The sequence below is a fragment of the Acinetobacter sp. A1-4-2 genome (genome assembly GCF_040233925.1).
Taxonomy (GTDB): Bacteria; Pseudomonadota; Gammaproteobacteria; order Pseudomonadales; family Moraxellaceae; genus Acinetobacter.
In genome coordinates this window covers 1676097-1696389 of sequence record NZ_CP157981.1, presented here as the reverse complement: position 1 = coordinate 1696389, position 20293 = coordinate 1676097, and the positions used below count along the sequence as shown (strand labels likewise).

General features: G+C 39.9%; 16 protein-coding genes and 2 pseudogenes. 13 read left to right on the top strand and 5 right to left on the bottom strand.

The window, feature by feature from the left end; all coding sequences use genetic code 11:
• Positions 1-6: 6 nt before the first annotated feature.
• The 5 genes from cmk to pyrF all read left to right on the top strand — a co-directional run bounded on the left by cmk (position 7) and on the right by pyrF (position 4241).
• Entirely contained in the window at positions 7-690 is a 684-nt protein-coding gene (gene cmk, locus ABJ384_RS08360) for a (d)CMP kinase (RefSeq protein WP_349926706.1), read from the top strand.
• Between the two features lie 106 nt (positions 691-796).
• A complete protein-coding gene (gene rpsA / locus ABJ384_RS08355) occupies positions 797-2473 on the top strand; it encodes a 30S ribosomal protein S1 (protein ID WP_086195468.1) in 1677 nt (558 codons plus the stop codon).
• Between the two features lie 160 nt (positions 2474-2633).
• The gene (locus ABJ384_RS08350; protein ID WP_086195467.1) at positions 2634-2936 is read left to right on the top strand and encodes an integration host factor subunit beta; all 303 of its coding nucleotides are present in this window, start codon (positions 2634-2636) and stop codon (positions 2934-2936) included.
• A 21-nt stretch (positions 2937-2957) separates the two neighbouring features.
• On the top strand, positions 2958-3323 hold the full coding sequence (locus ABJ384_RS08345; RefSeq protein WP_086195466.1) for a lipopolysaccharide assembly protein LapA domain-containing protein: 366 nt from the start codon (positions 2958-2960) through the stop codon (positions 3321-3323).
• Between the two features lie 237 nt (positions 3324-3560).
• Entirely contained in the window at positions 3561-4241 is a 681-nt protein-coding gene (pyrF, locus tag ABJ384_RS08340) for an orotidine-5'-phosphate decarboxylase (protein ID WP_086195465.1), read from the top strand.
• 127 nt (positions 4242-4368) lie between these two features.
• On the opposite strand, the gene ABJ384_RS08335 is transcribed toward pyrF, so the two are convergent.
• Positions 4369-5277 carry a lysine exporter LysO family protein gene (locus ABJ384_RS08335; RefSeq protein ID WP_349926703.1) on the bottom strand — a complete coding sequence of 303 codons (909 nt, stop codon included), beginning with the start codon at positions 5275-5277 and terminating at the stop codon, positions 4369-4371.
• Positions 5278-5326: 49 nt separating this feature from the next.
• The gene (locus ABJ384_RS08330; RefSeq protein ID WP_349926702.1) at positions 5327-6838 is read right to left on the bottom strand and encodes an NAD(P)/FAD-dependent oxidoreductase; all 1512 of its coding nucleotides are present in this window, start codon (positions 6836-6838) and stop codon (positions 5327-5329) included.
• A 157-nt stretch (positions 6839-6995) separates the two neighbouring features.
• On the opposite strand from ABJ384_RS08330, the gene ABJ384_RS08325 reads away from it, so the two are divergent.
• From ABJ384_RS08325 to ABJ384_RS08305, 5 genes and pseudogenes are all read left to right on the top strand, one after another.
• A complete protein-coding gene (locus tag ABJ384_RS08325) occupies positions 6996-8003 on the top strand; it encodes a helix-turn-helix domain-containing protein (protein WP_349926700.1) in 1008 nt (335 codons plus the stop codon).
• Positions 8004-8099: 96 nt separating this feature from the next.
• On the top strand, positions 8100-9248 hold the full coding sequence (gene zapE / locus ABJ384_RS08320; protein WP_086195462.1) for a cell division protein ZapE: 1149 nt from the start codon (positions 8100-8102) through the stop codon (positions 9246-9248).
• A 359-nt stretch (positions 9249-9607) separates the two neighbouring features.
• Positions 9608-11770 carry a malate synthase G gene (locus tag ABJ384_RS08315; RefSeq protein ID WP_349926698.1) on the top strand — a complete coding sequence of 721 codons (2163 nt, stop codon included), beginning with the start codon at positions 9608-9610 and terminating at the stop codon, positions 11768-11770.
• 141 nt (positions 11771-11911) lie between these two features.
• A complete protein-coding gene (locus tag ABJ384_RS08310) occupies positions 11912-13369 on the top strand; it encodes an aldehyde dehydrogenase family protein (protein WP_349926697.1) in 1458 nt (485 codons plus the stop codon).
• 53 nt (positions 13370-13422) lie between these two features.
• Positions 13423-14083 (top strand): annotated as a pseudogene (locus ABJ384_RS08305) (SOS response-associated peptidase family protein).
• 10 nt (positions 14084-14093) lie between these two features.
• On the opposite strand, the gene ABJ384_RS08300 reads toward ABJ384_RS08305, so the two are convergent.
• From ABJ384_RS08300 to ABJ384_RS08290, 3 genes are all read right to left on the bottom strand, one after another.
• Positions 14094-14558: a MarR family winged helix-turn-helix transcriptional regulator gene (locus ABJ384_RS08300; protein ID WP_086195458.1), complete on the bottom strand. Its 465-nt coding sequence runs from the start codon at positions 14556-14558 to the stop codon at positions 14094-14096.
• Positions 14559-14710: 152 nt separating this feature from the next.
• Complete coding sequence (locus ABJ384_RS08295) at positions 14711-15175, bottom strand: MarR family transcriptional regulator (RefSeq protein ID WP_086195457.1); 465 nt, start codon at positions 15173-15175, stop codon at positions 14711-14713.
• A 145-nt stretch (positions 15176-15320) separates the two neighbouring features.
• On the bottom strand, positions 15321-15788 hold the full coding sequence (locus ABJ384_RS08290) for a MarR family winged helix-turn-helix transcriptional regulator (protein WP_349926694.1): 468 nt from the start codon (positions 15786-15788) through the stop codon (positions 15321-15323).
• 694 nt (positions 15789-16482) lie between these two features.
• Here ABJ384_RS08290 and ABJ384_RS08285 point away from each other — a divergent pair.
• The 3 genes and pseudogenes from ABJ384_RS08285 (at position 16483) to ABJ384_RS08275 (ending at position 20200) form a co-directional block, all read left to right on the top strand.
• Positions 16483-17343: pseudogene (locus ABJ384_RS08285) on the top strand (IS982 family transposase).
• 313 nt (positions 17344-17656) lie between these two features.
• Positions 17657-19183, top strand: coding sequence for a transporter associated domain-containing protein (locus ABJ384_RS08280; protein WP_349926692.1), 1527 nt, complete (start codon positions 17657-17659; stop codon positions 19181-19183).
• Positions 19184-19468: 285 nt separating this feature from the next.
• A complete protein-coding gene (locus ABJ384_RS08275; RefSeq protein WP_349926690.1) occupies positions 19469-20200 on the top strand; it encodes a hypothetical protein in 732 nt (243 codons plus the stop codon).
• The last annotated feature ends 93 nt before the right edge of the window (positions 20201-20293 follow it).

The following is a 20293-nucleotide window of genomic DNA, read 5'->3' as shown; positions in this document are numbered from 1 at the left end:
AAATTAATGACAGTTCAAATTATTACCATAGATGGGCCGAGTGGTTCCGGGAAAGGCACACTTGCGGCTAAACTGGCAGCACATTATCAATTTCATCTGCTTGATTCGGGTGCTCTATATCGTCTGCTCGGGCTGTCATTACATCAACAGGATTTACTGGATAGCCTAGATTCCAAACTGGAGCAGTGCGTTAAAATTGCAACAAATTTAGACATAAAATTTGTGACGACTGAATCGGGTACTCGAGTTGAGCTCGATGGTGAAGATGTGACCCAAACTATCCGTACCGAACGGGTGGGCGAGTTTGCTTCAAAAGTTGCGGTAGTTCCTGAGCTTAGAGCAGCGCTAGTGGAACGTCAACATGCATTTGCACAAGCTCCGGGACTGGTTGCCGATGGCAGGGATATGGCAACTTCCATTTTTCCGCAAGCTCAAGCAAAAATTTATCTGACGGCATCGGCTGAATCCCGAGCGGAGCGACGAGTAAAGCAGTTGCAGGGGATGGGGCTAGATGTTAAAATGAACGACATTTTAGCTAATATACAAGCTCGAGACAAAAGAGATATGGAGCGCACGGTCGCCCCACTCAAACCGGCAGCAGATGCATATATTATTGATAGTTCAGAATTGAATATCGATGAAGTATTCAAATTGATGACCCATTTTGTCGACAAGCAGTTAGCCAATTAACGAATTTTCAGCAAAAGCATAGCTAGATCAGTTTATTACGGACTATGTGGAAGCTTAATTAAACCGGCCTTGTCTGATCCAAGACCGCTGACTTATCAGGTATATCATGACCGAATCTTTTGCAGCCCTCTTTGAAGAAAGCGAATTAAACCTCAATGTTGAAAAGGGTGCAGTCATCCAAGGCGTTGTAGTAAATATCGACTCTGACTGGGTAACAGTTGACACTGGCCTTAAATCAGAAGGTATTGTTGACCGCGCTGAATTCTTAAACGACCAACGTGAACTTGAAGTTCAAGTTGGCGATACTGTTGATGTTGTTGTTGAAGCTCTTGACAACGGTATGGGTCAAACAGTTTTATCACGTGAAAAAGCGAAACGTGCTGAAACTTGGACTAAACTTGAAAAAATCTTTGAAGACGGCGAAATCGTTACTGGTGTTATCTCTGGTAAAGTTAAAGGCGGTTTCACTGTTGACATCGGTCCAGTTCGTGCGTTTTTGCCAGGTTCTTTGGTAGACACTCGTCCTATCCGTGATACGACTCACCTTGAAGGCAAAGAGTTAGAATTCAAAGTAATCAAACTTGATGCTAAACGTAACAACGTTGTTGTATCTCGTCGTGCTGTTATGGAAGCTGAATCTTCAGCTGACCGTGAAGCTCTTCTTGCTCAGCTTGAAGAAGGTCAAACAGTTACTGGTACTATCAAGAACCTTACTGATTACGGCGCGTTCGTTGACCTTGGCGGTATCGATGGTCTTCTTCACATCACTGACATGGCTTGGAAACGTATCAAGCACCCTTCAGAAGTTGTTGAAGTTGGACAAGAAGTTACTGTTAAAGTACTTAAATTCGACCGCGAACGTAACCGCGTATCTTTAGGCCTTAAACAATTAGGCGAAGATCCATGGTTAGCGATCATGAACCGTTACCCTAAAGGTTCTATCGTTAAAGCTCGCGTAACTAACCTGACTGACTACGGTTGTTTCGCTGAAATCGCTGAAGGCGTTGAAGGTTTAGTACACGTTTCAGAAATGGACCACACTAACAAAAACATCCACCCATCTAAAGTTGTTCAGATCGGTGACGAAGTTGATGTTATGGTTCTTGAAGTGGACGAAGAACGTCGTCGTATTTCTTTGGGTATCAAACAAACTCGTGCTAACCCATGGGAAGAGTTTGCTAAAGACCACGACAAAGGCGAAAAAGTTTCAGGTACGATCAAATCAATCACTGATTTCGGTATCTTCATCGGTTTACCAGGCGGTATCGATGGTCTAGTTCACTTGTCTGACATCTCTTGGAACGAACAAGGCGAAGAAGCGATTCGTCGTTACAAGAAAGGTGACACTGTTGAAGCGGTTATCCTGTCTGTAGATGCTGAAGGCAACCGTATCAGCCTTGGTATTAAACAAATGAACAGCGATCCGTTCAACGATTTCTTGGCTGCTAACGAACGTGGTGCGCTTGTTAAAGGTACTGTAACTGCAGTTGACGCTCGTGGCGCTACTGTTAAGTTAGCTGACGAAGTTGAAGCGACTCTTAAAGCATCTGAAATCAACCGCGACCGCGTTGAAGATGCAACTAAGTTCCTTGAAGTTGGTCAAGAAGTTGAAGCTAAGATTATCAATGTAGACCGTAAATCTCGCTCTATCAACTTGTCTATCAAAGCGAAAGACGAAGCTGAAGAGAAAGAAGCGGTTGCTAACTTGAAAACAGCTGCAGCTGGTCAAGACAATGGTCCTAAGACTATTGGTGATTTGATCAAAGCTCAAATGGGTAACTAAGTAGATGTTAAAATGTATTGTTAATGTAAATTAACTAATACTTTTTACACAAATACTGTAAACGGTAGCGTAGTATTAACTTATTACGCTACCGTTTTGTATTTAAACAGGTTATTATCGTTTCATCTACAAAGTAGCTTGATAATTAAAGAGGTCGCAGATGACTACTGAAGCACTGAATAAGTCTGACTTAATAGAGCGAATTTCCCTAAAAAATCCACACTTGGCAGAACCTTTGGTTGAAGAAGCTGTTAAGATTATGATTGATCAAATGATAGCCGCATTATCATCTGATAATCGTATTGAAATCCGGGGTTTTGGCAGTTTTGCTTTGCATCACCGTGATCCACGTGTGGGGCGTAATCCTAAAACAGGTCGATCTGTTGAAGTAGCTGCGAAAGCAGTTCCGCATTTTAAACCTGGCAAAGCATTGCGTGATGCAGTAAACGAATCGGTACAGTAATAAAAAATTTATGGGGTGTTTATGCGTTACATTTTAGTCGCATTGCTCATTGTACTTTTTGGCTATTCATTGGCTCTTGTGCTGCAAAATGGTACTGAACTTTCAGTTGACCTATTGTTTACACAGGTACCGGCAATGCGTTTAGGTTTATTGCTGTTATTAACCTTGGCATTAGGTGTGGCATTGGGTTTGTTGTTAGGGGTACAAATTTTCCGGGTATTTCAAAATAATTGGGAAATTAAGCGACTACGTAAAGACATCGAACATCTTCGAAAAGAACAAATACAGGCGGCACAACTGGCAGCAGCTGAGGCAGCAGCTCATAGCAGACATGAAAAAACAGTTTTAGACATTCATTCGAATGATCGTTCGTCTAATCCCTTGTAGTGCTGTGTGTTAGTGATAATGTTTGGGTTTTAGCCAGCCAGCTTGAAACCGAAACATTGAATAAATTTTGGGACACCCTAAAGTAAATGCTTCAGGGTGTTTTTTATTTTTACAAGCTAACCTTATAAGGAAAATTTAAAGCAATAACGTCAATGAACTAATTTTTTATCACTTTGTTAAACCTTGGAATACCTTTTATAATAAGCTTTCTTTTTTGTCTGAGCGAAGGTAAGTCTCTTGAGTATCATTGTTGCACTGGATGCTAAAAGCCAATATGACGCATTAACGATTGCAGAGCAGTTAGACCCTGCATTATGTCGGGTGAAAGTTGGTAAAGAGCTATTTACTCATGAAGGCCCAAATGTGGTAAAGGCATTACATGACAAGGGTTTTGAAGTTTTCCTGGACTTGAAGTTTCATGATATTCCCAATACTACGGCTCAAGCCGTATGTGCAGCAGCAGACCTAGGTGTTTGGATGGTGAATGTGCATGCATCAGGTGGCCGTAAGATGATGGAAACCTGTGTAGAGCGCTTAAAAGCGGGTAACTATAATACGCAGCTGATTGCAGTGACTGTGCTGACTTCAATGGGGCGTGAAGATTTAAAAGATATTGGTTTAGATGTTGAACCATTTGAACAAGTGCAACGTCTTGCAAAACTCACTCAGGAAAGTGGTCTGGATGGGGTAGTCTGTTCTGCTCAGGAAGCCAAAATGCTGCGTGAAACTTTAGGACAGGGCTTTGCTTTAGTCACTCCGGGCATTCGTCCGGCGGGTGCTGCGGCAGATGACCAAAAACGTATTGTCACACCTAAGCAAGCCATGCTGGATGGTTCTACACATTTGGTGATTGGACGACCAATTACCAAGTCGGACAATCCACGTCAAATGCTAAAAGATATTTTGGCGACCTTGTAACTTTACACCCTCTCCCTTGCGGAGCAGTGCTCCTCATCTCCCAAAGGGAGAGAGAACGTCCCATTATTGTAAAAATGGACAAGTTCTCCTTCTGGGAGAGGAGGTAGGTGAGGGATAAATATAAAAATTAAACTGCTGCCAGCACACTCACCAATATGGGTGCTAGTATAGAAAGAATAAAGCCGCTGACCATGGCGTGTGGAATAAAATCATTGCCACAGGCCTGTTTTACCATCGGCAAAGTGACATCCATTGCTGTTGCTCCTGCTGAGGAAATTGCAGAGCGTGGATAACGCCAACCGATAATATACATAAACACAATTGCCAGAATTTCTCTAAACAAGTCATTCATCAGTGCAATACTGCCAAGATGGGCATTTTTGAGTTCTGTGACCACAATACCGGTCATGGAATAAAAGCCATAACCTTGGGACAGCATGATGAGATCTTTTAAACTGATGTCTTGAATCAGTGTAGCTGTAACGAAAGCACCCAGTAGTGAACCGACTATACAGCCCAATGGCACCAGTAAAATTTTCCAGTTCAGCCAGGATCGGTCTAAGGGTGAATAGGCAAGATCCAAGCCAATCATGAACATGAACGCCAGCAATAGGTTCCAGGTACTTATATGCAATGTGTAGCCCATGTAGGCTGTAGATTCAGAAAGTACATAACCTAATAGTAAGGCAATAAAAGCATAACTGATATTGATGAGGGATTTGCTCACAAGGCTCATAGACACTTTGCCGTGACTCGGTTGATAACCCAAAAGCCTGAATAACACATAACAGCAGAGGAATGCGCCGAGGCTGGTGAGTATGGCTAAAACAGCGGCCTGATTCAGGATTTGCCAAGGCTGAACAATCGTATGCAATGTTTGCGTAAACTCAATGGCAATAGCAATCAGCAGAATATAGGTAAAATAGGGCAGAATCTTAAAAGCAAGATGCTCAAGCCAGTGAGGTAAGCGTCTTGCCAAAACAAATCCGAGCACTAAACAAAGCAGTAACTGGAAAATCAACCAAAAGGATTGCATAAAGAATTAAGCAGCTAATAAATACCTGTTTATTATGACCATTAAATATTTAGGCTGCACGACTTCCGGCTGTTTTATTTAGCAGACGGAAGTCAGCGGGATTAAGCTTTTTTGTCTGTAGCCAGTATTTCCAGGTATAGGTAGGCCATAAGGCAAAGTTCTTACCACCATTCTGCTGGTACCAGCTCACACAGCCAGACTGCCAGACTGTACCATCCAGCCATTTTTGTACACGCTGGTTGAATCGGTCTTGTACCTGATCTTTAACCACAATGGCATGACTCTGCGTGTTTTTGACCAGTTCAATCATTTGTAGAATATAGTTCACCTGAGATTCAATCATAAAAATCACGGAGTTGTGTGCCAAAACCGTATTAGGCCCCAGCAACTGAAATAAATTGGGAAAGCCTTTGGTACACATCCCATAGAAGCTTTCTGCACCCTCCTGCCCGGTATCGCGCAAATCTTGTCCGTGTTCACCACTACATTGAAATGATTTTAGATAGATGCGTGGATTGGTAATAAAACCGGTTCCATAAATTAAGCAATCAATCTTACGTTCTTTGCCATCTTTGGTAATGATGCTGTTTTCAGTAAATTCCTGAATAGCCTCGGTCACCAGTTCAACATTGCTTCGGTTAAAAGTGGGATAGTACTTATTGGATACCAAAATACGTTTGCATCCCATGATGTAATCAGGTGTTAGTTTTTGCACCAGATTTTTGTCTTTGACCTGAAACTTGATAAAAGCTTCTGCCAGTTTTTGGGTGTATTTCATCACTGCAGGTTGAACAATCGGAACCACACGAGATTCATTGGACCAATATAAGCGTGCCCGGTGCAGTTTTCTAAACCAGTCTAGTTTTTTAAATAATTTCTTTTCAACATTCCAATAGCGGCGTTCATCTCTAGGAATGACCCAAGCCGCAGTACGCTGGAACACATAGAGTTGCTTAACTTTAGCTGCAATTTCTGGAATGTATTGAATTGCACTCCCACCTGTCCCAATTGAAGCAACATTTTTGTCTGTCAAGTCATATTGGTGATCCCATTGTGAGGAATGAAAAACTTTACTCTGAAACTTTTCAATGCCCTTGATATGAGGGATATGGGGTACATGTAAAGGGCCGGATGCAAAAACCACAAATTGAGCAATTAAAGTTTGCTCATTATTGAGGATGAGTTTCCAGTCACAACTTTGTTCATTGTATTGGGCAGCCAGAACTTCACAATTAAATTGGCAATATTTTTCCAGGTTAAAGCCAGTGACTAAATCTTGTATATATTTAAAGATTTCGGGTGCTTCAGCATAGCGTTTTGACCAGTCGCTTTTGGGGGCAAAAGAAAGGGAATACATATGGGACTGGACATCGCAGGCTGCACCGGGATATTGGTTTTCGCGCCAGGTTCCCCCTACATCACTGGCTTTTTCCAGGATCACAAAATCATGCATATTGCTTTGTAGTAGACGTATAGCCATCGCCAAACCGCCAAAGCCTGCACCAATGATAGCGATTTTTGTTTGTGTTGGCATAGATTGCGGCAGTGTTTGATTGTGCATTTTTTATTGGCCTTATTACTTCTATTATTTTTGTATCTTATAGCAAGGGTGAGATAACCGACATGATAGCCATGACAGAAAAATTGATAGTTTCGGCAATTTGCAAGCATGAAAAATTATAGTAAAAATTAAGAGGTTATTTTGATGTGATCCTGCTATGAAACGTTCCATTCTCGGCTTGATGTATTTAATTCAAGGCATGCGTAAAGCTGGGATTGCTGTTGATCCAAAACTTCAAAGTATTGGACTGCGTGCGGATGCATTGGATCCTAGCTCAATTATTCATCCAGGTCTGGAATGGGATGTGCTTAAAGTTATTGGGCAGGATGTGGCACCAGAAAAAGGTCTGTTTATTGGGCAGCATTATGCACTTGCGGGTTATGGTCCTTTACTGATGTTACTGGTTACCAGTGAAAATATCCGTACTGCTTTAGAGCAGGGGATTCGCTATCAGGCATTAACTCATTTAACAGGTGTGTTAAGTTTAAAATATAAAGCTCAAAAGGTGGCTTTGTGCTATGTACCTGAAGATTTAAACAGTGACCTCGGACTGTTACGAGCACAATGTGAAATATCGGGAACTTATAAATTTATTCAAGATCTGTATAACATGATGGGCTTAAGTATTCCCCGAATGCAGATTGAACTGCCGTTTGTGCTGCCTGAAAATCAGCAGGATCTAGATGTCTATCAAGATTACTATGGTACTGAATTGCAGTTTGCTGCTGAGTCGGCGGCATTCTGGTTTGATGATGCCGTGTTAAATGTACAAATCCCTTCAGCAGATAAAATGACCTTTAATCTTTATGAGAGCAAATGTATTGTTGAGTTGGAGCGTTTAAAGATGAATAAATCTGTACCCTCCCTGGTGCAGCGTGTGCAAGATTATCTGGAGCTGCAAGCAGGTGTAATGCCTAGCATGGCAGAGACGGCACAAGCGCTGCAAATTCCAGAACGTACGTTGCGGCATCAACTGCAACAGTTGCAAAGCAGTTATAAACAGATACGTGAACAATTGATTAAAGACAAGGCATTAAGATTGATGGAATATAAAGAATATTCCATTGAAATGATTGCAGAATTGCTGGGTTATTCAGAGCCTGCAGCTTTCAATCATGCCTTTAAACGCTGGTTTGGACAAAGTCCACGCCAGTACTTTAAGTAGTTTTGTAAATAGCCTAAGTATATTAATGCCAAAGTGTTATATATTTCACATCAACCTTCGCTATACTTTCAATAGCCTAAAATAGTATTCAATCCTATGTCAGATTTAAATTCTAAGCACAGTACAGCCTTTATTCCCTTATCACCTGCGGAGCGCTATGCACAGGCCATCGCGTCTGGTCAGTTCATGCCGGATGAGGCACAGGCGCAAGCTGTACATGAGTTGGATCGCGTTTGGCAAGAGTTGATTCAGCGTTTCAAAGCTTCAAAAAAAGCGTTTCGCCGTTTTCGTCGTCAAACCTCACCACGAGGTGTATATATGTGGGGTGGTGTAGGACGAGGTAAAACCTGGTTAATGGACCAGTTTTTTGAGTCGATTCCGTTTCGCCGTAAAACGCGCATGCATTTTCATCATTTCATGCAACATGTACATCGTGAGCTGAATAAATTATCAGGGCAGCGAAATCCGTTGGATCAGGTTGCAGACCAGATTTACCAGCAGGCAGTGGTCATCTGTTTTGATGAATTTTTTGTTTCCAATGTCACAGATGCCATGATTCTGAGCGAGTTATTCCAGAAACTCTTTACCCGTGGCATTACCTTGGTGGCGACTTCAAATATTGCACCCGATGGTTTATATAAAAATGGAATCCATCGTGACCGTTTTATCCCCACTATTGAAATGGTGAAAAAACATTGTGTAGTTCTCAATGTGGATGCTGGTGTGGATTATCGTTTACGTGTGCTGAAACAGGCACAATTGTTTAAACATCCATTAACACATGAGCATAAACTCTGGATTGCGCAGCGCTTTACTGCTTTAACCCAGACTCAAACTCAATCCCAAGAACCGATTATCATCAATAACCGTATTGTTGAAACCATTGGTCATACTGAAGATGTGTTATGGTGTGAATATTCAGAGCTGTGTTTAAAACCGCGCAGTCCGGCTGACTTTATTGAAATCGCCAATATCTACAATACTGTACTGGTCAGTAATGTGCCGCATTTGACCGATTATCTGTCGGAAGGTACACGCCGTTTTATCTATCTGGTCGATGAGTTTTACGATCGTGGGGTCAAACTATTGCTGACTTCTGAAGACAGTATTATTGATATTTATCAAGGCGAAAAACTGGCCTTTGAAATTGAACGCACGCGTTCACGTTTACTGGAAATGCAGTCTGACGATTATCTGAACTCTGAACATAGACAAATACAGGGGTCGGCCTCAGAAGCCAGCTAAAGATCAAGCGCCTAAACAGGCGCTTTTTTACATAAATTGTTTGAGTGTTTTATCGACATTTTGTTCTATTCGTGGCTTAATCTTTGCTCGACAGTGATAGAAATAGCGTTTTTGGGTAGTTTTAAAACAAAATTCTGCACTTAAGTCTAATTTCGACATTTTAAAAACTTTATAGACTATAAAAAGGTATTCAGGCAGATAATAATGTTGCATTTGTGATCTTTATTTTATTGAGTGATGTGTACATTCATTTATTAGAAAATGATCATTATTTAGGAATGTGATAATACTATTCAGCTAGGTATAAATCGGTATACTAGAATCTCTTGTTATAAAAAGTAGCAATATCAGGAAAGACAATGACTGCACGTATTCAAAAAGGCAAGTTAGCGATTGCTAAAGAACTTTACGATTTCATCGAAAATGAAGCATTACCAGGTTCTGGTTTGGACAGTGAAACATACTGGAAAAACTTTGAACAAGTCGTTGTCGATCTTAGTCCAAAGAACAAAGCACTATTGGCTAAGCGTGATGACCTTCAAGCTAAAATTGATGAATGGCACCGCAACAACAAATTTGAACTCGAAGCTTACAAAGCTTTCCTTACTGAAATTGGCTACTTATTACCAGAAGTAGAAGATTTCCAAATCAGCACAGAAAATGTAGATGAAGAAATCGCATTATTGGCTGGTGCGCAATTGGTAGTACCTGTGCGTAATGCACGTTACTGCTTGAATGCGGCAAACGCACGTTGGGGTTCTCTATACGATGCGCTTTACGGTTTTGACGTGATCTCTGAAGAAGGTGGCGCGGAAAAAGGTAAGGGCTATAACCCGGTTCGTGGCGCAAAAGTTATCGAATTTGCTAAAAAATTCTTAAATGAAACCTTCCCTCTGGCAAATGGTTCGCATACAGATGTAACCAAATATGCGGTTGAAGGCAAAAAATTAGTTGTGACGCTAAAAGATGGTTCAACAACGACTTTAGCAAAAGAAGCTCAGTTTGTAGGTTTCAATGGTGATGAAGCTGCACCAACTGAAATCGTACTTCTAAACAATGGCTTACACGTTATTGTTGAAATTGATGCAACCAGCCCGATTGGTCAAACTGACGCTGCTGGCGTAAAAGATCTTGTACTTGAAGCTGCTGTAACCACTATTCAAGACTTGGAAGACTCTATTGCAGCTGTAGACGCTGAAGAGAAAGTTGAAGGCTACCGTAACTGGTTGGGCTTGATGCGCGGTACACTTTCTGAATCAATCGAGAAAAACGGTAAAACCGTGACTCGTACATTGAATCAGGACCGTACTCATAAAAACCTGATTGGTGGTGAAACGACGCTTCACGGCCGTTCATTGATGCTGCTTCGTAACGTAGGTCACTTGATGACTAACCCGGCAATCTTGGTAGATGGTCAAGAAATCTACGAAGGTATCATGGATGCGTTAATCACTCCATTGCTGACTTTTGCTGACATTAAAGGCGAAAACACGATCAAGAACTCGCGTAAAGGTTCTATGTATATCGTGAAGCCAAAAATGCATGGTCCAGAAGAAGTTGCATTTGCAGTTGAGTTATTTGAACGTGCTGAACAGGCACTTGGTTTACCTGCGAAAACTTTAAAAATCGGCATCATGGATGAAGAACGTCGTACATCTGTGAACCTGAAAAACTCTATCGCTCAGGCCAAAGACCGTACCATCTTCATTAACACAGGTTTCATGGACCGTACAGGCGATGAAATCCATACGTTTATGGAAGCAGGTCCATTCGTTCGTAAAGGCGAAGTGAAGTCACAAATCTGGTTCCCGGCTTATGAAAACCGTAACGTGATGATCGGTCTTCAAGCAGGTTTACGTGGTAAGGCACAAATCGGTAAAGGTATGTGGCCAAAACCAGATATGCTTGCAGACATGTACAAAACCAAGATTGAGCATCCAGAAGCTGGCGCAAGCTGTGCATGGGTTCCGTCTCCATCTGGCGCGGTGATTCACGCGATCCATTACCATCAATGCAACGTGTCTGAGCGTCAAAAAGAATTGTTGAATACTCAGCCGTTATCATTAGATGACTTGTTAACTCCACCTTTAGCGACAGATACTAACTGGACTGCTGAAGAGAAAACTAAAGAGCTTGAAAATAACCTTCAAGGTATTTTGGGTTATGTAGTTCGTTGGGTTGATCTGGGTGTAGGTTGTTCTAAAGTTCCAGACATCAACGATGTTGGCTTGATGGAAGACCGTGCGACATTACGTATTTCTTCTCAACACGTTGCAAACTGGTTGCGTCACGGTATTGTAACCAAAGAGCAAGTGGAAGAAGTGATGCAACGTATGGCTAAAGTGGTTGATGAGCAAAACGCAAATGATCCAGCTTATACACCAATGGCACCAGGTTTTGATGGCTGTGCTTACAAAGCTGCATATGACTTAGTCTTTAAAGGTGCTGAACAACCTTCTGGTTATACTGAACCGCTACTTCATGCATACCGTTTGAAATTAAAAGGTTACACAGGTGATTAATCCTGCGTAATCAAGCTACCATATAAAAAGCCTCTTCGGAGGCTTTTTTATTGTCTAAAAGTAACAAAAATCCTTTTATTCTGGCACTTTAATACATTCAGTTATACATTAATCTTCAAAGCAAAATAACTAAAGGATTTGATGATGCAAGCTTATCAATTTAATGATGAACAATTTATAGCAGGGCACTGGCTAAAAGGAACGTCAACCCATACACTGAATAATCTCAATCCTTATACTCAAGAACTTATTTTAAAATTGCAGGCTGCCAGCCTTGTCGATGTTGATAGTGCTTATTCGGCTGCAGAGCGTAGTTTTACTACCTGGTCGCAAACGCTTCCATCCGAGCGTAAAAGCATTATCCTCCGAGTTTTGGATGTGGTCAAAAATAGACGCGAAGAAATCATTGACTGGCTCATTCAGGAGTCTGGCAGCACACGTTTTAAAGCCAATATTGAAGTAGACGCTGTATTGGGTATTATCAATGAGGCCATCACATTTCCTGAAAGAATGGAAATCCAGAAATTGCAATCTATAGACCCTACTCGCAAAAGCCATGTTGTACGAAAAGCGCTCGGCGTGATTGCAGTAATTAGTCCTTGGAACTTTCCATTTCATCTTAGTATGCGTTCTGTAGTCACAGCCCTGGCGATTGGAAATTGTGTGGTGTTAAAGCCTGCAAGTGATACACCTATTACAGGGGGAATGCTACTTGCCAAAATTTTTGAAGAAGCGGGTCTCCCTGAGGGGGTATTCAGTGTGGTTGCCGGTTTAGGTGGTGAAATAGGGGATTACTTTGTTGAGCACGATACCCCTAAAATGATTTCATTTACAGGTTCAACCTTAGTTGGAAAACGTGTCGGGCAATTGGCAGTTGGTGGTAGCCATCTGAAGCGAATAGCGCTGGAACTGGGCGGTAATGCGCCTTTAGTGGTGCTGGATGATGCTGATCTGGATCTGGCAGTAGAACTCGCTATGATGGGACGTTTTTTGCATCAGGGGCAAATTTGCATGAGTACCAATCGGGTGATTGTCGATGCTAAAGTTTATGATACTTTTGTTGAAAAACTGGTCATTCGCACTAAAAACATTGTCTACGGTGACCCTGAGCAAGAGGATACTCTCATTGGCCCGATTATTAATGGGGCACAAGTTGAAAAAATAAAACACATTATTGCTCAGGCACTGCAAGAGGGAACTAAACTTATCGTGAGAGGCGATATTCAATATAATGTGGTGCCACCGCATATTTTTATTGATGTCAATCCTGAATCCAGTTTAGCCAAAGAAGAAAGTTTTGGGCCAGTCTTACCGATCATTAAGGCTCAAGATGAAGCCGATGCTTTGCGTTTGGCTAATAACACAGCCTATGGGCTATCCAGCGCAGTATGTACTACCGATCTCGAGCGCGGAACTCGTTTTGCAATGCAGATTGATGCAGGTATGACACATATCAATTCCATAACCGTGGCAGATCAGCCGAATGCACCCTTTGGCGGAGAGCGAAATTCAGGCTTGGGGCGCTTTAATGGACAGTGGATATTGGATGAGTTCAGCCGTACACATTGGTTAACGCTTCCGAATAGTCATGTGAAGTAGAAATGATGTGATTAAAGTTATAATGGAATAAGTTTTAATTTAAATCTTATTGTATGTGCGCTAATTTTAAACCGCTTACTTTAAAGCAGCTTCGTGAGTTGAATCTTCCGGATATTCCTTTTGAATATCCGGATGAGGTCTATCCAAATTATGAGTTGCCCTTGCTGTTCAAATCAGCGCAAGGTTTGGAGTGGCGTAAGGTTGGTTTTGGGATGGTACCTAAATGGGCTGAAGATAAAACTATTGCCTTAAAAACCTATAATGCTCGAAATGAAACTTTGCTACAAAAACCGACATTTATAAATGCTGCTTCAAAATGCAAATTTGGCGTGATGCCGGTGAGTGAGTTTTATGAGTCAAAATATATTGAGAATAAGCCTCAACGTTGGGGGGGTACGCTGAAAGGACGGCCATGCTTTTTATATTGCAGCGCTCTATGAAATTTGCCGAATTGGAGATGAAATTATTCGTTCAGCAACCATGCTTACGATGGATGCCATAAATCACCCTATGATGAAAGATTTTCATGAACCCGGAAATGTAAAACGCTCAGTGATTATTATTCCTCACGAGCGTTTAGAGGAATGGCTAAGTTTGAACTCACCAGATATTAGTTCTTTCGTAGAAGGGTTTCCGGAAGTAGATTTTGAATGTTCACATGTTCCAAAGGCAAAAATCGAAAAAATTAGTCCCCAACTTAATTTTTTCGATTAAGCTTAGATGATTACGATAAATTTTTAAAAATATGTTGCAGGCTTTCCATCATTTTTTCAATTTGTAATGGAGTTAGGCCCTGGTAAGATTGTTTGAGAACTATATTGCTCAGATCTTTAATTTTCAGGGTCATTCGTTGTCCTTTCTCGGTTAAGACAACTCGGGTAATACGGGCATCATCTTCACATGAATAGGTTTCAACCAGTCCTTCATCTTTTAAACGATAGACGATTTTTGTGGTGGTCGACATTTTGGAAATGACCATTTCGGATAGATCTGACACGCTGGCATGAGGTTTGGATTTTAAAGCGAGTAAAATACGGCGACGTGAATTGTCCAGACCATATTTTTTCAAAGCGTGATCTAGTTTTTTTACACTTTGTGCATGAACCTGAGTAATCCAGTAGTAGGGGAAATCTCCTAAATCAAAATTTTCACCAGATAGAAGTAAAAATCTACTATATTTCTTGGGCATTGTTTATTTTCTCCCCATTAATTTTTATTTATAATTTATTGCTTCAACATTTTTTAGAAAATGTAAAAAATGCATGAATTGTATATTATCTGTAAAGTCCAAAAGAAAAATTCAGTATTAAACCGAAATTTTAAATTTACAGCTCTATTACATTATCGTGATAAATTTTTAAAAATATGTTGCAGGCTTTCCATCATTTTTTCAATTTGTAAAGGGGTTAAACCATCGAATGATTGTTCCAAAACAACATTGGTCAGGTCATTAATTTTCTGAGCCATTTGTTGTCCTTTCTCGGTTAAGACAACTCGGGTAATCCGGGCATCATCTTCACATGAATAGGTTTCAACCAGTCCTTCATCTTTTAAACGATAGACGATTTTGGTGGTGGTCGACATTTTAGAAATGACCATTTCGGATAGATCTGACACGCTGGCACGAGGTTTGGATTTTAAAGCGAGCAAGATACGGCGACGTGAATTGTCCAGACCATATTTTTTCAGTGCATGATCAACATTTTGTACGTATTGAGCATGTACTTGACTTACCCAGTAATATGGAAAATTTTCCAGCTCAAAATTGTCTGTAGATGGTAAAAACTTACTGTATTTTTTTGTCATCTATACTCTTCCCAGTAATAATTGTTGTAATTGTATTTTATTATTGTAACTTATTTTTAATAAATTTAAAGTGAAAACGATATCTTTTAAAATATTGTAAAGTAAAACTTAAAAATCATTTGTTTACTTTCAAATTTAACCCGACTTAATGGGCTAAATTTTTAAAAATATATTTTAAACTTTCCATCATTTTTTCAATTTGTAGGGGAGTCAGACCTTCAAAAGATTGTTCCAAAACCACATTGGTCAGGTCATTAATCTTATGTGCCATTTGTTGTCCTCTCTCGGTTAGGACAACTCGGGTAATCCGGGCATCATCTTCACATGAATAGGTTTCAACCAGTCCTTCATCTTTTAAGCGATAGACGATTTTGGTGGTGGTCGACATTTTGGAAATGACCATTTCGGAGAGGTCTGATACGCTGGCATGAGGTTTGGATTTTAGTGACAGTAAAATACGGCGACGTGAATTGTCCAGTCCGTATTTTTTCAAAGCGTGATCTACATTTTGTATATATTGGGCATGCACTTGAGTGACCCAATAATAAGGAAAATTTTCCAGAGAGAAATCTTCTGCAATAGAAGGTAAAAATTTACTGTACTTTTTAGTCATGGAGAAAAGCCTCCCTAAGATTGTTGTATTTAATTTGTTGAAAAGCGTCTTATTTAAATCCAATTTTGCCTAACAACGCACATTATTTTTATTGTTATTAATATATCTCAAGTTTTTTATATTGCAATAAGGAAACTTATATTTATAAATTTCCTTACAAAAGAATTAAAATTGAGCATAAGGGTTAGAAAAGACAGGGCATAGCTGTCTTAGTCTTGATGAAATCCGACAATATTTTTAACGAAATTCAATACGTGTATGAGGATTTCAGGATTTTGATAAGTTCTGAAGATAACGTTATTTTGGTAATATTGTATTGTAAAATAGCGGGCTTAAGCATTTCAAACTTTTGGGCAGTATGCCTGAGCATGATCTTATTTATGAGGCATTGCACATCATCCTGTAAATTTTAATAATAGAATTAGAAGTTTGCTTATCTTAAGTTTAGCTATCATCTATTCAATTCAATAATCTTGATCATCCTTGATTCGAATGAAAAAGGCTGGGGAACTGGTCTTGTTAATAAAATATTTTCGACATTGGAATTGTACATACAATAAGTCAATCCTGTGTATACAAGTAAATCCTCTAAATAAGTCTTTAAATAACCTGAATCGCGGATAAGAATTCGCTTGAAAAAAAGGTGGCTGAAAACCATTAGGGAGTTACCACACCACCTACGCCTTCAGCCACCATGTTCGATTTTACATATTTCTTCTGTATGATTGATGACTTTTTTCAGAAATTTGAAGCAACCTATTGGGAATTTTTAAAAGACAGTAACAAGCGTTTGAGAATGCGATCTTCTCAATTGAAACTTTCAGAAATCGTATTCATCGCCATTTGGTATAAATGCTCTCATTTCAATAACTTCAAAGCTTTCTTCTTTTCATTAAAGCAACATCAAAGCCAACTCTTTCGATATTTACCGTGTTACCAACGGATGGTTCATCTCATCGGAACACATCAATTGGCACTGCATGCTTTACATTTTGCCTTGATGAAAGATTGTCAGAGCCATTATTTGTAGATCGATTCGACTACACTGCCTGTATGCAAAAATCAGCGGATTCAACGACATAAATCTCTAGTAGTGATTGCAACACGTGGTAAAAGTTCAATGGGATGGTTCTTTGGCTGTAAGCTGCATTTAATCATGAATCAGTCAGGAGAGATTGTCAGTACAGCTTTATCGAATGGGCATACAGCAGATATTAAAATGGTTGAACGGTTGGTAGAAGGATTAAAAGTCAAGCTATATGCTGACCGTGGCTATATCAGTCAGGAATTAAAGAGCAGATTAAAATCACAAGGTACTGATTTAATTACATATCATCGAAAGAACATGAAATCTGTACAACTTTCAACATCAGATGAATATCACTTAAAGCAGCGTAATAAAATAGAAACTTTATTCAGCTTATTAAAAGGGAAATATCATTTGGTAACGAGTAAAGCGAGAAGCATTGAAGGATACTTAGCAGGAATTTATGCCTCTTTATGTGCTTATCAGTTATGCCATCAAAACAAGCCAACCATTCAAGTAATGGAATGATTGGCTTAAGCAGGATTCGGGTTAAATAAATAATTGTTTAATAATATTTTATTGAATAATTTATTCATTGAAGGATCAATCTTAATTTTCTTAATCTAAAAATCGGATGAGGTCGAAATAAAAGCGTCAAAAGTAAGCTAAATTGCATAGCAGGCTAAGATAAAACTGCTCAAAATACAAAAATTTGATTACAAATTTAATAGATTGTGCATAATAAATTTATCTATTGTTGAAAAGGTCACTTATATGGATCCGTCGCCGTGCCGGTTTAAATTTTTTTTAACCAAATTCTTGAAAACGGAGATATAAACTAATGGAGTTTTTATTAGATCCGGGAATTTGGGTTGGTTTGCTTACCCTTATTGTTTTAGAAATTGTTTTAGGTATTGATAACCTAGTATTTATTGCCATTTTGGCCGAAAAACTTCCTCCAGAACAACGTGATAAAGCACGTATCGTAGGTCTTTCCCTCGCTTTATTCATGCGCTTGGGCTTATTGTTTGCTATCTCTTGGTTAGTCACTTTGACCAAACCGCTTATTACCGTCTTTGATTGGACATTCTCAGGGCGAGATCTTATTCTTTTATTCGGTGGTTTATTCCTGGTCTATAAAGCTGTGACTGAACTGCATGAAAAAATTGAGGGCAAGCCTGAAGTTAAAGTTACCACCAATATTGTTTATGCAAGTTTTACCGCAGTTGTTGCACAAATTGTAGTGCTAGACGCGGTATTCTCTCTAGATTCGGTGATTACCGCAATCGGCATGGTCGACAACATCTATGTGATGATGGTGGCCATGATTGTTGCCATGGCTGTGATGTTGCTGGCTTCTAAATCGTTAACTGCTTTTGTAAACCGACATCCGACTGTCGTGATTCTGTGCTTAAGTTTCTTGTTGCTGATAGGTATTAGCCTGATTGCAGAAGGTTTTGGTTTCCATATTCCGAAAGGCTATATCTATTCAGGTATTGGTGTTGCCATTGCAATTGAAGCATTTAACCAGTTTGGTCAACGTAATGTAGCCAAACATGAATCTAAAATTCCATTACGTCACCGTACTGCAGATTCCATCTTGAAAATGATGGGCGGCAAAATGGAAACTGTCACTAACAGTGCTCAGCACTTTGAAGCGCAAGAAGCATTTGCTGATGAAGAGCGTTATATGATTGGTGGGGTATTAACCCTGGCAGAAAGGTCAGTTGCTTCGATCATGACTCCGCGCAGCCAAATTTCCTGGGTGAATCTGGATGACACTGCTGAACAGATTCGTGAACAGGTACTCGCTGTACCGCATAGCTTGTTTCCAGTTTGTCGTGGCAGTCTGGATAAGGTTTTAAGCGTGGTTCGTGCCAAAGAACTCCTTGATGTCATTGAAGAGCCAGAACAGCTCAAGGCTTTAATCAAACGCCATCGTCCGATTTATATTTTTGAAAAAATGAAAGTGATTGATGCCATTAATACTTTGCGTAGCTCGAAAGGTTCATTGGTATTAGTCAGTGACGAGTTTGGAAATGTACAAGGTTTGATTTCTCCTCTGGATGTATTTGAGGCGATTGCAGGTGAGTTTCCGGATGCTGATGAGCAGCTCGATCTGGTAAAAATTGATGATCATACCTGGAAAGCCTCTGGTATGCTTGATGTGTATCAGCTTGAACTGGAGCTGGGTATGCTGGATTTAGTTGAAGGCGAGGCTGGTTATATCAGTCTTGCGGGGCTGATTTTAGAGAAAACTCATGGCAAAGTCAGTCTTGGGGCCAAACTGGAATATCACGGTATTCATTTTGAAGTGACTGAACTGGAAGATAACCGTATTAAGTCCGTACTTATTACCTATCCTTAGAGAGTGTGATCGAGTAGAGTTTTGTAAAGAAGGTAATTCAAGATTTAAACTCGAGATTTATATCTTTTAATCACTCTTTTTCCCTATCGAAAAAGCCTAATGGACTCGATCTGTTGGGCTTTTTTATTATGCTTTGTAGCATTCTTATATACGCGGATTGTCCCCGTAATGTTGTAACCAGGTAAAAAAACTGAGGAACTGTAGTTTAAATCACTATTTCTAGTGATATTTAAGTCAGCTGAAATCGGGAATAATTGATAGTTATCAAAAAATTGGATCAATTTGATGCGTATTACAGAAACGATTGTCGATTTTGCAAAACTTGCATCTGAAGAAAAGCATCGTTTTTTTAAACTGATCTGTGAATTTGATCAACAAATTTTTCCGGATTCTTGCGAAGAAGAAATTTATCATTTTGTCTATGATCAGGATGCTGTTTCAGTTCTGGTCGTTCATTATTACCATAAGGACACACTGGTCGGACAAAATATTATTCCTGTGCTTCAGCTTTCTCTAGAGGGGCATCCTATCTTTGTGGTGAGCTACCGGGCCAGTATTTTACCTGCTTATCGTAAAGGTAACAGGACACTTAAAACAGCAATCCGAGTGGCAATCAATCAGCGAATTCGACATCCCTCCATTCCATTATGGTTTGTGCTGACCATCATACAGCCTAAAATTTATACTTATTTTGCTTCTCGCTCACAAAACTTCTTTCCACGTAGATGTAAAGAAATTCCCCAACAATATTTAAAAGTTCTGCAAATGATTCAGCAGCGTAAAGCTGAAGTGCATAAGCGTCGAGAAGATATTTTTGTCTATCCCTATGTGATGCCCCACACGACACCCCAGCACATTCAACGCCTAAGAAATAGGGCAACCCCGCATAGCAATTTTTTTATGCAGCATGTCCCTGACTATTTTGATGGCATGGGCTTGCTCTGTATCTGCAAATTGGATTTGCTAACGATTTTGGAAACGGTATTTAATTTATTTACAGGTCGAAAAGTCTATTAAATTTCCGTCGTCATTCACTTTTTTATACTGATACTGGCATGGATATAAGCCCAGACCCGGTCATTACAATCTGAACCAGGTCAACCTTAGTAA